Consider the following 13,708-nt stretch of genomic DNA (forward strand, 5'->3'; position numbering starts at 1 on the left):
TTTCAAAATACAGTTCATTATACTATTTTTGAAAGGGTTTTTCAAACACAAGCCTGAAATAAATAAGTGTATTCTAGGCTATTTTGTGATACAATAGATAGGACTATTTATTGGAGGACTAAGATGTCAAACGAACACATGGAAGAATTGAACGACCAACAGATTGTCCGTCGCGAAAAAATGACGGCTTTGGCTGAACAAGGAATTGATCCTTTCGGTAAGCGTTTCGAGCGCACAGCCACTTCTGGTCAACTCAAAGAACAATACGCAGATAAAACAAAAGAAGAATTGCACGACATCAACGAAACAGCTATCGTTGCTGGTCGTCTGATGACTAAACGTGGAAAAGGTAAGGTAGGATTCGCCCACATCCAAGATCGTGATGGTCAAATCCAACTTTACGTTCGTAAAGATACCGTTGGCGAAGAGAACTATGAAATCTTTAAAAAAGCTGACCTTGGCGATTTCCTTGGAATCGAAGGTGAAGTGATGCGTACTGATATGGGTGAGCTTTCTATCAAAGCAACTCACATCACACACTTGTCTAAAGCACTCCGTCCATTGCCTGAAAAATTCCACGGTTTGACAGATATCGAAACCATCTACCGTAAACGTCACTTGGACTTGATTTCAAATCGCGATAGCTTTAACCGTTTCGTCACACGTTCAAAGATCATCTCAGAAATTCGCCGTTACCTAGACGGACTTGGTTTCTTAGAAGTGGAGACACCTGTCCTTCACAATGAGGCTGGTGGGGCTTCTGCTCGTCCATTCATCACTCACCACAATGCGCAAAACATTGACATGGTACTTCGTATCGCAACTGAGCTTCACTTGAAACGCCTTATCGTTGGTGGTATGGAACGTGTCTATGAAATTGGGCGTATCTTCCGTAACGAAGGTATGGATGCCACTCACAACCCTGAATTCACGTCTATCGAGGTTTACCAAGCCTATGCTGACTACAAAGACATCATGGACTTGACAGAAGGCATTATCCAACACGTGACTAAAGCTGTTAAAGGTGATGAGCCAGTTATCTACCAAGAAACTGAAATCAAGCTTAACGAACCATTCAAACGTGTGCACATGGTGGATGCTATCAAGGAAATCACTGGCGTTGACTTCTGGGCTGACATGACCTTTGAAGAAGCGTCAGCTATTGCCAAAGAGAAAAAAGTCCCAGTTGAAAAACACTACACTGAAGTTGGTCACATCATCAATGCCTTCTTTGAGGAATTTGTTGAAGAAACCCTTATCCAACCAACTTTTGTTTATGGTCACCCAGTTGCTGTATCTCCACTGGCTAAGAAAAATCCAGAAGACCCACGCTTCACTGACCGTTTCGAGCTCTTCATCATGACTAAAGAGTACGGTAATGCCTTTACTGAGCTTAATGACCCACTTGACCAATTGGAACGCTTCAAAGCGCAAGCGGCTGCCAAAGAACTTGGTGATGACGAGGCGACTGGTATTGACTACGACTACGTTGAGGCACTTGAGTACGGTATGCCACCAACAGGTGGACTCGGTATCGGTATCGACCGTCTCTGCATGCTCCTCACAGATACAACAACTATCCGTGATGTGCTCCTTTTCCCTACGATGAAATAAGTTTGAGTTGTTTGCGAACAACGAATTCACAAGACATTCAAGTCACTTGCTGTTTTTAGGTGACTTGCTCAAATTATCCACTGGATAATTTGACTCCCTACGATGAAGTAAGTGTGGGGCCACTGCGAACGACTACTTCACAATATATTCAAGCCACTTTCTGTTTCTAGGTGACTTGCTCAAATAAAAATAGCTCGAGAACAAATCTCAAGCTATTTTTTTAATTTAAATTCCGCAACCACATTTATAAGTTTTTCATCCACTACTATCTCAATAACTTTCAGACTTAAAATATCAACTTCTTTTAGCTTCCAAAAATCATGGCATCGATTAAATACTTTCTCTAGTTTATCATGTGATATACGATTAGCAAAGGTAATATGGGGTAACCAATTAGCAGGACTATATAAAGACTTCTTATCAACGATAGTTTCCAAAATCTGATGAACCTGCTCATGAAAATAAATTAAATCTTTTGATTTATCAATATTAAGTGTTATCATAGGTGCTCCAACAAATGCTCCTATATGACTAATCTTAACCCTCAAACAATCAGTTTTTCTAGTCAATAAGCTAAGATTTTTTAATATGGTCTCATCTAGATAGTCAAATGATGCTAAGGTAACATGAGGCTCACGTTCCCTAACCTCATAAGCATAGTGAGATAAACTTTCTGCAGCAAGTTGCTTCCAAACTTTCTTAACCTCCTTTTGAGATTTATGATCTAAACACATCACTAAAGCATACATAACTTATCCTCCTTACAATTTCCTACCGTAACCCGCTTCCCACTACTCTATCTCCTAAAACTAAACGATCACTGACTAGTCCAATCTCGTTTGCAAATCACTACTTTGCCCAAGTACAATCTTTACAATTTCCCTGGCTAGGTCCTTGCGTTTGATGGGTCTTATCCTTGCGACTATTGGAATAAAAGTGGCGTAACTTAATAGACTTCCCATGATAAAGGTAATAGGCTTTTCTTTATCGTATACAATTCCTGGATAAACTATCTTTGATCGCTCTCCTAACTGCTCATGAGCATAGGTTTCGATACGTTTCTTTGTTAACATGTAGTCATTCAAAACTCTTGGAGCAAAATTGGCAGATATAAACAAAAATTTTGGCTTAGTTTGACTTTTCACAGCATCAATCAGGTACTTGGCTGGTTGCCAGCTGCTATTGTCATAAGTGATATTTTGACTTGGCTTTTCGCGTAAAATCCCAATCGTATCAATGACCCAATCCGCATCCTTCACGAGGTCATCTAGTTGTTTTGAATCTCCGAGGTCCAGGATATGATTTTTTATCCTTTGATGATGAATAGAGGACGGCTTACTTCTTGAGATACAATGAATCTCCACATCTTCTCTCAACAATCTTGCTATTATAGCTTGACCCACGAAGCCAGTCCCACCTGCAATCACAATCTTCATGATAGATTTCCAGCTTTCTCTATTAAAATATCCCTTATTATAGCATGACCTCATCAAAAAAGTGATATCAAACTCCTATAACTAAAAAACATCTTATTAGCGACTTGCTAAGGTGTTTTAAAAAATGTTTTTCCTGATTAAATGACATTAATACGGTCTTTTTATTTCTTTACTTTATTCGTCCTATCATATCTCCGATTTCATCTATGACAGGGACCTTGCTGATGTTCTTTTCCTCTAAGTCTTTGTCGTCGTAGCCAAAGCTATTGATAAAGAGACTTGCCATTCCAAGATGATCTGCGATGGCAATGTCAGTTGTGAAGTCGTTGCCAATCATGAGGCTATCTTTGATTTCTAGTTGATTGTCCTTAAGGACTTGTTCTAAAAACTGAGCTTGAGGCTTTTTTATACCATAATCAGAAGAGATATAAATCTTATCAAAGTAGTCATAGAGACCTGTCTGTTTAATCTCTTGGAGGGTAAAAGCCGACTGAGCATTTGACAGGAGAAATATCTTTACCCCTTGAGATTTTAAATAGGCTAACACTGGAAGTGTACCATCATAAGCTCTAAGTGCCTTTCGAGACTGAATGCGAAAGGCTGTCGCCATTAGCCTGCTAGCCGTCTCTAGATCTGGATCCCAACTGATGCTATCTCTGTTAGGGCATTCTATATAGAGTCTCTTAAAAACCTGTAACAAGTCAATTTCGACATGGCTTAACTGGCATGCCTCGGATTGTCTGGATTCTTCGTCAGCGACTAGCTGGAGATACGTTTTTTTCAAGTCATTCGCTTCATAGATAGCCCCCATACTGCCGTATAGCTCTGCTATTGCCTTCCAAAAATCAAGCGACTCCTCATCTGTTTCGATATAGACTAGGGTTCCGTACAGGTCAAAAATATAGTTCTTATAAGCTAACATAAGGTCTCCTTTGTCTTCTATTATAGCAAAAAGCTGACTGGTCATAACCAATCAGCTTGCTCTTAACGACGTCTAAAGGCATCTAGGATAACTAGGAATTCTTCTTGAGTTAGGGTAATGCCCTTGCCCATCTTGGTGTGATCTGGATTCCACATGCGGATATCCCATTTTGCTTCTGCTCCATTAAAGCTAACGCGGTTCAACTCTTTTGTCCAACCTTTTTCATTTTCTGAAAGCACAAGTAGTTTTTCAACGATTTCAAATTTAAATTCTGACATAATCTTTCCTCCATATATATTATTCGTAAATTTTTGAAAAAAAGTGATTATTTTTTAAAAATAGTGTACAATTATTGTATCAATTTTTGAAAGGGATTTCTATGAAAAACATTTGGTTGACTCTAAAACATGAGATTAAACAATTTTTTAACACTTCTCAAAAAGCTGCTCCTGTTAATATCAAGCAAAACCAAGTCATAAAAGCCCTTCAAGATGCCCTTCACCAGCAAGCTGCTATTCATGTCATTTACCACCAGAAAAGCTTCACTGGTAATATTATCCGTTATGATAAGTCAGCTGGCAAAGTGATCTTGAAAAATATCCAAAATAATCTTTCTGCCATTATCTCGCTCACAGATATTGACCGTATTACTTTGATTCCTGAAACCATCTCGAAATCACAATCACAAAAATAGTATCATCAATCAACAGATAAATAGAAAAAACGAGTTTGGGACCCTGTGGTCTCAGACTCGTTTTAATATGGTTAGTTTATGTAGGCTCAGTGATAGAAGAAGGTCGACATAATAGACTTGTTCGGATAGCCTGAAATTTGGGACAATAACATTTCACAAACTTATTTGTATCAGTTATTTTAAAATGAACTCACTTAGTTACCGAACAAGTCTAATAAATCAACTTTCTAACTTGGGTTGCTAAAACATCTTCCTGATAGTCACTGTCCTACTCTCTTTATTGTTATTATGCACGAACAGTTTTACTTGTGCCATCTTTTTGATATAGGTTGATGAGACCTTCTTTGCAGGCACGGATCATATCCCCTGCTTTAACTTCCTGAGGTACAGTAATGGTCAACAGTTCCATTGGATTTGGGGCACGGTCAATCTTGTTGCCTTTAGCATCATGAAGGTCTTCGATAAAGCATTCAAAGTGACGGAAACCTGGTCCGTAAAACTCAACACGGTCACCTTCCATGATAACGTTACGCTGACGAATAGTTGCTGTCATATTATCTTTGTTGAAAGCAACGACTTCACCGACGAATTTGTATTGTGGAATTTTACGACGAGCACCGAAGAGTTGCTCGTTTTCTGATGGGGTACCATAGTAGAAACCTGTTGCCAATTCACGTTGGGCAACCTTCCACATTTCATCGATCAAGTCTTGTTTGATGGCTTCAAATTTCTCTGGGCTTTCCATGTAGGCATCTACAGCAGCCTTGTAGCAGTTAGCAACTGTTGAAACGTAGTGGATTGATTTCATACGTCCTTCGATTTTAAGACTGTCCACACCATTTTCAACCATATCTGGAATGTGGTCAATCATAGACATATCAACGGCTGACATTGAAAATTCTTCTGGAATTTCCCCTTGAATACTCTTACGCTCCTGACCGAAAGGCATATCGTAAAGGTCGTATTTCCAACGGCAAGACTGTGAACAGCCACCACGGTTGGCATCACGGTCACTCATGTGGTTTGAAAGCGTACAACGACCTGAGTAAGAGATACACATAGCACCATGAACAAAGGCTTCGATTTCGATATCTGTACGACGACGAATTTCAGCCAATTCTTCCATTGACACCTCACGCGCCAAAACAACACGCGTTAGCCCGTATTCTTTCCAGAAGTGGAAAGTTTCAACGTTGGTCGCTGAGGCTTGTGTTGACAGGTGGATTTCAAGGCCTGGTGCCTCTGTCGCACAAATCTCGATGAGGGCTGGGTCAGACACGATAACCGCATCAAGTCCCATATCACGCAACTCACGGAACCATGCGCCAGCACCGTCTTCATTTCCTTCGTGGGTAACCATATTGGCAGCAACATAGACTTTAGCGCCACGCTCGTGAGCGTAATTAATCCCTTCAAGCATCTCTTCCATTGAAAAGTTACCAGCACGGCTGCGAAGTCCGTAAGCTTGTCCACCGACGAAAACAGCATCTGCACCGTAATCAACGGCAACTTTCAATTTTTCCAAGGTCCCAGCGGGTGCAAGCACCTCAGGACGTTTTTTTACATTTGACATGTTCTTCTCCTATTTGCAAGATAAGTTAAGATATTGAGAAATAGCAAAGCTATTTGTTGGCTTTCTAGTCCCCTGAAATAGTAACTCCAGACTAGAAAGACTGGTTTTTATTTGACACGGTCTGGCTCGTATTCGTAGAAACCAGTATCCAAGCCACGGTTGGCTGGGTGAAGTTTGCGAATGGCTTCATCAAACAAGAAAGCCTGATCTTGGCTGAAATCACCAGCCATAATAAGGTCACGTGCTTTGACGAAATATTCAGCAATCTTGACAAAGTTGTCACCCAAGGTGTACACACCATCAAGTTTCCAATGGTCAAAACCATGCGCCACCAACTCAGATAACTTGGTCATCATGTCCAAATCATTATTGGCAAAGATATGCGTCCCGTGATTATCCTCATAAACAGAGTAGTGAGAATCTGGATCACTAGGCTCAGCCAAGAAAAGGTCACGATCCTTGGTGATACGCTCATCTTTTTTGATGAAGTTATAATAGTTTTGAAGCAGCGGACGTTTTGAGTGGTGGATGATGCTAGCACCATAAACCAAGACTTCACCTGGAATTTCTAGCTTCTCACCCATGACAAAGAGTTCTGCTGACGGAATTTCACGTGCTAAGACTGCCTCAGAAGCACCAGCCGTTTTTCCCCAGAAGTTAATCTGACGGCTAGACGTTACCATAGTTGACGCATCGTAAATCGTCTTGAATGGACGATTGTCACGCTTGCAGATATAAAAGACACCTGCATCGCCGACTGTGATGTAGTCAGCCTTGATCTCTTCAAGGAAGTCAAGATAATCCGGTAAAGCGTCCATCATATCTTGGTGCATGAGGGCATTAACAGCAACGGTTAATTCCTTACCATAACTGTGCGTAAGCTCAGCTACCTTGCGAAGCTCTGGAAAAGTCATATTCTTTGGCAGACGAAGACCATAGGCCATCTCACCAACGTAGATACGATCAACACCAAGCTCCAAAAGGGCTTTCGCTTGTTCTAAACTTTCTGCTGTCGCAGTAATAACAATTTTTTCCATAAGTAAGATTATATCATACTTTGACCAAGCTAAACCAAAATTAAGAGGATTTTTTAACTTGTTAATAACCATTCTAAATAAAAACTAGGACTTAAGATGGATTTTTGATTTTTTATTAAGTTTGGACTGTTATTTGCTTATTTTTATGGTATGATAGTAAAGGATTTTGTAACAATTGATAAAATCTTAATTTTAGTTAGAAAGGAGAGGTTGTATGGCACTCGAAAAGCAGTTTGAGACTCCAGTTGAGGATACCCAAAAGCAAGGTGCTCAAGAAGAACGTTACCGTGAATACCAAGAAATCAATCGTAATAACGCTAAATTTCGCGAACTCCTCTTTTTTGCCCGTATTGCTATTTTCTCAATTTTCACTGTTTTGATTAGCTTTATCCTACTGGTCCTTTCTGTCCGACCGCTCCTAGCCTTTCCAATTGCACTCTTGCTTAGCTTGGCACTAACGTCAACGCTTTACTACTTTGTCCTATCTATGAGACATTGAGCGTTTTGCAACTACTTCTTTGAAGAACAAAGCAGTCTAAGCATCAACTATTATCGTATTCATAATAAAGGAATGCTCTTCTCTGACCTTGTCAGAAAAGAGCATTCCTTTTCTTATTCTATCAAAATAGCACTCCAAAGATAAATTGATCGTCCTCTTTGAAGTGCTATCTAATCATTTGTATTTAAATCATTCGATACTTTAGGCATCAGCTTGTGTCTTGTCAGTATCTGAAGACGGTTGGTCTTCTACAAGGTCAATAACAATATCATCAACTTGAGCAGAGACTTCTTCTTTAGTATCTTCTGTGACGTCTTTTACCGATTGAAGAGTCTCTGTCGCAAAATCTTTAACCTGACCAGATTTTTCTTTGACAGCTGCTAGTAAATCTTCTTTGCTAAAGTCAGCATTCTCGTACTTTTCTTTGTAGTCATTGAAGGTATCCACAGCGACTTCTTTGTACTCATTAACCTTCTCTTTAGCAAGTTGATGGTAGCTTTCTGGATCCTGCTTATAGTCCTTATAGAGGTCTGTTGCTTTTTCAGCAACTTCTTTTCCTTTTTTGGTAGTAAAGAAGTAAGCTGCCGCTGCTCCTGTTGTCGCACTAACAATTACTGTTTTTAAGAATTTATTCATAATAGGTCTCCTTTACACTTAGTGACTATTTTGATTTTCGAAACAATTTTGATGCTACTTTAGCTGCTCCTGTAACAGCTCCGACTTTTCCTATTGAGCCTGCTTTATGCCCAATACTTCGTGCTTGGGTATTCAAATCTGACACACTCTCAGACAGGTCTGCTATAGCAACAAACAAAGGATCAATTGTTGATACCTTAGTATTAACATCTTCAACCAGTACATTAGCTTTAGCTAAAATATCATTGGTTTGATGCAGGGTCACGTTGACATCACTTGTCAAGACTCGAAGGCTTGTCGTTGCTTCGTCGATTGCTTTTGATGCCTTATTCAAGAGCATAATAAGTGCAATAACTAATACAGCAAAAGCAAGGGCGATTATTAAAACCGCAATTTCAATCATATCTATTCCTCAGTTTTCTTTCGTTTTATAGTTTTAGCTGCTTTATAAATAGTTTGGGGTCTGCTTTTGACGACGTCTATAAATCAGTAAGGCTAGGCCTGTAATAACAAGTACTACTGACAGCCACTGCGACACACGAAGTCCTGCCAACATTAAACTATCAGTTCTCATGCCTTCAACGACAAAACGCCCACAACCGTACCAAATCAAATAGAAAAAGGTGATTTCCCCTTGTTTTAAAAATCCTGGACGGTGTCTAACAGCTAAGATGATAGCAAAACCAATGAGATTCCAAACAGACTCATAAAGAAAGGTTGGTATCCGATAAGCACCCTCAATAAACATCTGATTTTTGATAAAACTTGGCAGATAATTCAGAGATGACACTGCCTTACCGTAGGCTTCTTGGTTGAAAAAGTTTCCCCATCTTCCCATAGCTTGAGCAATCATCACACCTGGTGCAGCAATATCTAAAAAGTCTATCGGAGAAATGAAACGTGATCTTGAAAAGACATAAAGAACAAGTGCTCCTGTTAGTAAACCACCATAAATCGCAATTCCACCATTCCAAATCGCAATGATATCGCCTAGATGTTTACTATAATAGTCCCACTGAAAGATGACATAATAAAGTCTAGCTCCTATAATCGCGATTGGAAAAGCAATCAAAATAAAATCCAAGATATCATCAGAGCTAATGTTCTTTCTTGCCCCTTCTCTCATAGCTAGATATACTGCTAACAAAAGGCCAGATACGATACAAATCGCATACCAACGAACTGAAAATGGTCCTAGTTGAAAAGCAATGGGATTTATCATTCGTCTTCACCATTTTGAGTAATCAGGTTTGTTAAACGTTCTTCGAAAGTCTTGGTTGCATCAAATCCCATCTGTTTTGCTCTGTGGTTCATCGCTGCCGCTTCAATGACAACTGAGACATTTCGCCCAGTCTTAACAGGGATGCGAACTCGTGGAATCTTAACGCCCTGCAATTCAATTTCTTCATTGCCATTTCCAAGGCGGTCAAAGACCTTGCCTTTTTCGAAATTATCAAGATAGATAGCCAGCTGCACTTGAGAAGAGTTACGCACAGCACTTGCACCGTATAGGCTCATGATATCAATGATACCAACTCCTCGAATTTCTAATAGGTGACGCAAAATCTCAGCAGGTTCGCCCCAAAGTGTTTCTTCGTCCTTAGCGTAAACATCAACACGATCATCAGCGACAAGTCGATGACCACGCTTGACTAACTCAAGACCAGTCTCACTCTTACCAATACCAGAATCTCCTTGAATCAAGACACCCATACCATAGATATCCATGAGAACACCATGGACACTTGTACGCTCTGCCAGTTGAGAATTAAGATACCAAGAAATCTCACCAGACAAACCCGAAGTAGGCTGATGACTGCTAAGAACCGCAATCCCTTCTTCCTCAGCAGCTTTTAGCATCTCTTCTGGAACATCAAGACCACGCGCTACAATAATAGCAGGTGTCTCATGCTTAAACATAGCTCTCAAAACAGAGTAGCGGTTATGTGGCGTCATGGCGATTAAGTAAGACCATTCCTTCATACCAACTAACTGAATTCGTTCGGGTGAGTAAAAGTCAAAATAGCCTGTCATCTCAAGCCCTGGACGTGAAATATCTGATGTGGTTATTTTTTTTGCCAATGCTTCTGCTGTGCCATGAACAACATCTAGTTTGACCTTATCAACGAGCATCTGTACCGTAACTACCATAGCAATTCTCTTTTCTCAATTATTTTCTCTCATTATAGCATGATTGGGCAAGAAAAGAAAGCGCTAACTTATTTTCAAGATATTTACAAAAATCACCACAGAAGATATGTGGCGATAAAAACATAACTCTAAGTTAACACTCTCTTATAGATAGAAGGATTACCAGTACCAGCCATCCTTATCATCTTTGATAATTTTAGCATCCTTGCGTCTTCGAGGACCAGTTCCAAATTCATCTCGAATGCTATCTTCCTTGTAGGGAAGGAAGATAGCCAAAACAATGTACAAAACGAAGCCGATACCATCGGTAAATAGAGAGAAAATAACGTAAAGAGCTCTCACAAGATTGACATCCCAACCGTAACGATCACAGATTCCAGCTAAGACACCAGCAATTAATCTTTGATGACGTTGTTTGTAAAATTTTTCCTTCATGATGATTCCTTTCTAGTCTCCTTTGTTACTTTAAGTATACGTTTTTTAGGGTAAAAATACTATCAGACTCGGGACCGATTTTTAAATAAGCTCCAATCGTCCATGACAATTACCGCAGGCGTATTTTGACGTATCCACCCGACGCTTCCGGGCATAAGTCTGCCCACACTGCTGACAACGGTACTGATAAGCGACTTTCTGCGATGGTATTGACGGGGCATAACGTAAACCATCAACTTGTCGAAGCAAGGTTTTAAAATCAGAATCAGCATGGCGATAGCCTTTTTTCTCGTAGTACAGATGATAGTGACACAGTTCGTGACGCACAATACGGCGAAAGACCTCAAGACCGTAAGTGTGGTAGAGTTTGGGGTTAAAATCCAAATGCCCGTCTTTAGGAAAAAAACGACCACCTGTTGTTCTCAATCTACTATTCCACATGGCTTGATGGCAAAATGGCTTCCCAAAATCCTCTATTGACACCTGACAAACATACTCAGTTAGATTCACGAGGAGATACCAAAGAAAGATTTACTTTGCCACGTTCAAGATCCACTTTTGAGACCCAGACTGTCACCACGTCTCCTACTGAGACCACTTGACTAGGGTGATTAACAAAGGTTGTACTCATCTCTGAGATATGAATCAAGCCATCTTCGTGTACACCGATATCAACAAAGGCGCCGAAATCAACAACATTACGTACGGTTCCTTCCAATTTTTGACCTATCTCAAGATCTTTCAAGTCTAAGACATCTTGACGAAGGATAGGTGCTTCAAAGTCATCTCGAAGATCTCGACCTGGTTTCAACAGGTCAGCAATGATATCTGTCAAGGTCTCGCTACCGATAGCAAGCTTTTCAGCCGTTTTCGTCACATCAAGACCAGTTAATTTTTGCTTAGACTGATCCGTCAATTCTTTGATATCAAGTAGGTCAAAGAGTTGCTTGACTGCTGGGTAAGACTCTGGGTGCACGCCTGTATTATCAAGGAAATTCTTTGCATTTGGAATACGTAAAAATCCTGCTGCTTGCTCAAATGCCTTAGCACCTAGGCGAGGTACTTTCTTGATCTGAGCTCGAGAGGTCAACGCCCCATTTTCTTCACGGTAGGCAACGATATTTTCCGAAATGGTCTTATTCAATCCTGAAACGTGGCTGAGTAAAGCTGCACTAGCAGTATTGATATTAACACCGACTTGGTTGACCACAGTATCCACAACAAAATCAAGATTCTCAGTCAGTTTTTTCTGACTCACATCATGCTGGTACTGACCGACACCAATTGATTTTGGATCGATTTTTACCAGTTCTGCCAAAGGGTCTTGTAGGCGACGGGCAATTGAGATAGCAGAGCGCTTCTCGACAGTAAGGTCTGGAAACTCATGACGGGCTAAGTCTGACGCTGAATAGACTGAGGCGCCGCTTTCATTAACAATGACATAACTAACATCTGAGAAATCCTTGAGAACTTCTGCTACAAAGGCTTCGCTCTCACGACTTGCTGTTCCGTTACCGATAGCAATAATCTCCACCTGATAGGTCTTTATCAACTGCGCCAGTTCTTTTTTAGCTAGCGCAATCTTTGAGGCACTGGCAGGAGGCACAGGATAAATTACCTGTGTTGTGAGTAATTTCCCTGTCTGATCAACCACTGCCAGCTTGGCACCCGTACGAAAGGCAGGGTCAAATCCAAGGACTACCTTGCCTTTTAAAGGCGATACCAAAAGAAGATGGCGCAAGTTTTCTGAGAATAAGCTGATGGCACCATCTTCAGCGGCTTCTGTCAATTCTGTACGAATACGACGCTCCATAGCGGGTACAATTTTCTTTTTGACAACCTGGCTAACCACTTCTTCAATATAAGCATTTTTTTCTTTAAAGCGAGCCGCAAAAAAGCGTAACATGTAGTCTGTATTGTGTTCAAAAGAGACTTTAAGAACACCCAATTTCTCACCACGATTGAGAGCGAGTGTACGGTAGCCCTGCATTTTTGATACTTGATCAGAGAATTGATAATAAATCTGAAAGACCTTTTTGTCATCCAGACTGTCATCCTTTAGAAGAGATACGATGCGACTGTGAGTCCACATTTCATTATAAGTCCAAGATCTTAAGTTGGCATCCTCAGCCATGGCTTCTACAAGGATATCTACCGCACCTGCTAGTGCTTTTTCTGCCGTTGGAAAATCCTCTGAGGTAAACTGATTTGCTTCTTCTTGTAAATTAGCTACATTTTGTAGGACTAAGCGCGCCAAATCAAAGAGACCTGCTTCACGCGCGATGGTTGCTTTGGTACGACGTTTTTCCTTATAAGGTAGGTAGAGTTCCTCAACATCTGCTAACTTCTCTGCAGTCTCAATAGCTGCTTTTAAGACTGGTGTCAACTTTCCTTGTTCGTCAATCTTAGCAAGAACCGTTTCTTTACGTTCAGCTAAGGCTGTCAATGATTTGTCTCGGTCAATAATAGCCTTGATCTGAACTTCATCCAAATTCCCAGTCTTTTCCTTACGATAACGGGCAATGAAGGGGATGGTATTGCCTTCGGCACTCAGGCTCAATACCTGTTCAATTTGATTAGTTGTCAGCTCTAATTCTTGAGCAATGCGTGTTATATTTTTGTTTTCCATAATACCTCATTATATCAAATTTCAAGTCCAGCCCAAAACAACAACCCTAAAATGTGAATAGTCAGAAAATAACTAGATTTTC

16 protein-coding genes are annotated in these 13,708 nt (G+C 40.4%); 3 read left to right on the forward strand and 13 right to left on the reverse strand.

What is annotated here, in order from left to right; all coding sequences use genetic code 11:
• Positions 1-123: 123 nt before the first annotated feature.
• A complete protein-coding gene (gene lysS, locus JOC31_RS05930; RefSeq protein WP_205017242.1) occupies positions 124-1,614 on the forward strand; it encodes a lysine--tRNA ligase in 1,491 nt (496 codons plus the stop codon).
• A gap of 212 nt (positions 1,615-1,826) precedes the next feature.
• Here the strand turns inward: lysS and JOC31_RS05935 are convergent, their stop codons facing one another.
• From JOC31_RS05935 to JOC31_RS05950, 4 genes are all read right to left on the reverse strand, one after another.
• Entirely contained in the window at positions 1,827-2,363 is a 537-nt protein-coding gene (locus tag JOC31_RS05935; RefSeq protein WP_205017243.1) for a 2'-5' RNA ligase family protein, read from the reverse strand.
• Positions 2,364-2,438: 75 nt separating this feature from the next.
• Positions 2,439-3,050 (reverse strand): NAD-dependent epimerase/dehydratase family protein, encoded by a 612-nt coding sequence (locus tag JOC31_RS05940; RefSeq protein ID WP_205017244.1) that lies wholly within the window; start codon positions 3,048-3,050, stop codon positions 2,439-2,441.
• 169 nt (positions 3,051-3,219) lie between these two features.
• On the reverse strand, positions 3,220-3,972 hold the full coding sequence (locus JOC31_RS05945; protein WP_205017245.1) for an HAD family hydrolase: 753 nt from the start codon (positions 3,970-3,972) through the stop codon (positions 3,220-3,222).
• A 62-nt stretch (positions 3,973-4,034) separates the two neighbouring features.
• Positions 4,035-4,250 (reverse strand): YdbC family protein, encoded by a 216-nt coding sequence (locus JOC31_RS05950; protein ID WP_205017246.1) that lies wholly within the window; start codon positions 4,248-4,250, stop codon positions 4,035-4,037.
• A gap of 101 nt (positions 4,251-4,351) precedes the next feature.
• On the opposite strand from JOC31_RS05950, the gene JOC31_RS05955 reads away from it, so the two are divergent.
• Entirely contained in the window at positions 4,352-4,666 is a 315-nt protein-coding gene (locus tag JOC31_RS05955; RefSeq protein WP_205017247.1) for a hypothetical protein, read from the forward strand.
• 286 nt (positions 4,667-4,952) lie between these two features.
• On the opposite strand, the gene JOC31_RS05960 is transcribed toward JOC31_RS05955, so the two are convergent.
• Entirely contained in the window at positions 4,953-6,239 is a 1,287-nt protein-coding gene (locus tag JOC31_RS05960) for a peptidase U32 family protein (RefSeq protein ID WP_205017248.1), read from the reverse strand.
• Positions 6,240-6,346: 107 nt separating this feature from the next.
• Complete coding sequence (locus tag JOC31_RS05965) at positions 6,347-7,276, reverse strand: peptidase U32 family protein (protein ID WP_205017249.1); 930 nt, start codon at positions 7,274-7,276, stop codon at positions 6,347-6,349.
• 214 nt (positions 7,277-7,490) lie between these two features.
• Between JOC31_RS05965 and JOC31_RS05970 the strand changes: the two genes are divergently transcribed.
• Positions 7,491-7,775 carry a DUF3270 family protein gene (locus JOC31_RS05970; protein WP_205017250.1) on the forward strand — a complete coding sequence of 95 codons (285 nt, stop codon included), beginning with the start codon at positions 7,491-7,493 and terminating at the stop codon, positions 7,773-7,775.
• A gap of 201 nt (positions 7,776-7,976) precedes the next feature.
• Here JOC31_RS05970 and JOC31_RS05975 read toward each other — a convergent pair whose 3' ends face one another.
• From JOC31_RS05975 to JOC31_RS06005, 7 genes are all read right to left on the reverse strand, one after another.
• On the reverse strand, positions 7,977-8,411 hold the full coding sequence (locus JOC31_RS05975; protein ID WP_205017251.1) for a YtxH domain-containing protein: 435 nt from the start codon (positions 8,409-8,411) through the stop codon (positions 7,977-7,979).
• Between the two features lie 25 nt (positions 8,412-8,436).
• Positions 8,437-8,814 (reverse strand): DUF948 domain-containing protein, encoded by a 378-nt coding sequence (locus JOC31_RS05980; RefSeq protein ID WP_205017252.1) that lies wholly within the window; start codon positions 8,812-8,814, stop codon positions 8,437-8,439.
• A gap of 42 nt (positions 8,815-8,856) precedes the next feature.
• Positions 8,857-9,633 (reverse strand): prolipoprotein diacylglyceryl transferase, encoded by a 777-nt coding sequence (gene lgt, locus JOC31_RS05985; protein ID WP_205017253.1) that lies wholly within the window; start codon positions 9,631-9,633, stop codon positions 8,857-8,859.
• The gene (hprK, locus tag JOC31_RS05990) at positions 9,630-10,562 is read right to left on the reverse strand and encodes an HPr(Ser) kinase/phosphatase (protein ID WP_205017254.1); all 933 of its coding nucleotides are present in this window, start codon (positions 10,560-10,562) and stop codon (positions 9,630-9,632) included. The genes lgt and hprK overlap by 4 nt, the downstream gene beginning before the upstream one ends.
• Positions 10,563-10,721: 159 nt before the next feature.
• On the reverse strand, positions 10,722-10,997 hold the full coding sequence (locus JOC31_RS05995) for a PspC domain-containing protein (protein ID WP_205017255.1): 276 nt from the start codon (positions 10,995-10,997) through the stop codon (positions 10,722-10,724).
• An 81-nt stretch (positions 10,998-11,078) separates the two neighbouring features.
• Positions 11,079-11,507 (reverse strand): SprT family protein, encoded by a 429-nt coding sequence (locus JOC31_RS06000; protein WP_205017256.1) that lies wholly within the window; start codon positions 11,505-11,507, stop codon positions 11,079-11,081.
• Positions 11,494-13,626, reverse strand: coding sequence for a Tex family protein (locus JOC31_RS06005; protein WP_205017257.1), 2,133 nt, complete (start codon positions 13,624-13,626; stop codon positions 11,494-11,496). The genes JOC31_RS06000 and JOC31_RS06005 overlap by 14 nt, the downstream gene beginning before the upstream one ends.
• Between the last annotated feature and the right edge of the window lie 82 nt (positions 13,627-13,708).

The sequence above is a fragment of the Streptococcus saliviloxodontae genome (genome assembly GCF_016908655.1).
Classification (GTDB): Bacteria; Bacillota; Bacilli; order Lactobacillales; family Streptococcaceae; genus Streptococcus; species Streptococcus saliviloxodontae.

What these genes read in the sequence shown, in the direction of transcription:
- lysS (WP_205017242.1), top strand. Translation starts at nt 124, where the DNA reads ATGTCAAACGAACACATGGAAGAATTGAACGACCAACAGATTGTCCGT.
- JOC31_RS05935 (WP_205017243.1), bottom strand. Translation starts at nt 2,363, where the DNA reads ATGTATGCTTTAGTGATGTGTTTAGATCATAAATCTCAAAAGGAGGTT.
- JOC31_RS05940 (WP_205017244.1), bottom strand. Translation starts at nt 3,050, where the DNA reads ATGAAGATTGTGATTGCAGGTGGGACTGGCTTCGTGGGTCAAGCTATA.
- JOC31_RS05945 (WP_205017245.1), bottom strand. Translation starts at nt 3,972, where the DNA reads ATGTTAGCTTATAAGAACTATATTTTTGACCTGTACGGAACCCTAGTC.
- JOC31_RS05950 (WP_205017246.1), bottom strand. Translation starts at nt 4,250, where the DNA reads ATGTCAGAATTTAAATTTGAAATCGTTGAAAAACTACTTGTGCTTTCA.
- JOC31_RS05955 (WP_205017247.1), top strand. Translation starts at nt 4,352, where the DNA reads ATGAAAAACATTTGGTTGACTCTAAAACATGAGATTAAACAATTTTTT.
- JOC31_RS05960 (WP_205017248.1), bottom strand. Translation starts at nt 6,239, where the DNA reads ATGTCAAATGTAAAAAAACGTCCTGAGGTGCTTGCACCCGCTGGGACC.
- JOC31_RS05965 (WP_205017249.1), bottom strand. Translation starts at nt 7,276, where the DNA reads ATGGAAAAAATTGTTATTACTGCGACAGCAGAAAGTTTAGAACAAGCG.
- JOC31_RS05970 (WP_205017250.1), top strand. Translation starts at nt 7,491, where the DNA reads ATGGCACTCGAAAAGCAGTTTGAGACTCCAGTTGAGGATACCCAAAAG.
- JOC31_RS05975 (WP_205017251.1), bottom strand. Translation starts at nt 8,411, where the DNA reads ATGAATAAATTCTTAAAAACAGTAATTGTTAGTGCGACAACAGGAGCA.
- JOC31_RS05980 (WP_205017252.1), bottom strand. Translation starts at nt 8,814, where the DNA reads ATGATTGAAATTGCGGTTTTAATAATCGCCCTTGCTTTTGCTGTATTA.
- lgt (WP_205017253.1), bottom strand. Translation starts at nt 9,633, where the DNA reads ATGATAAATCCCATTGCTTTTCAACTAGGACCATTTTCAGTTCGTTGG.
- hprK (WP_205017254.1), bottom strand. Translation starts at nt 10,562, where the DNA reads ATGGTAGTTACGGTACAGATGCTCGTTGATAAGGTCAAACTAGATGTT.
- JOC31_RS05995 (WP_205017255.1), bottom strand. Translation starts at nt 10,997, where the DNA reads ATGAAGGAAAAATTTTACAAACAACGTCATCAAAGATTAATTGCTGGT.
- JOC31_RS06005 (WP_205017257.1), bottom strand. Translation starts at nt 13,626, where the DNA reads ATGGAAAACAAAAATATAACACGCATTGCTCAAGAATTAGAGCTGACA.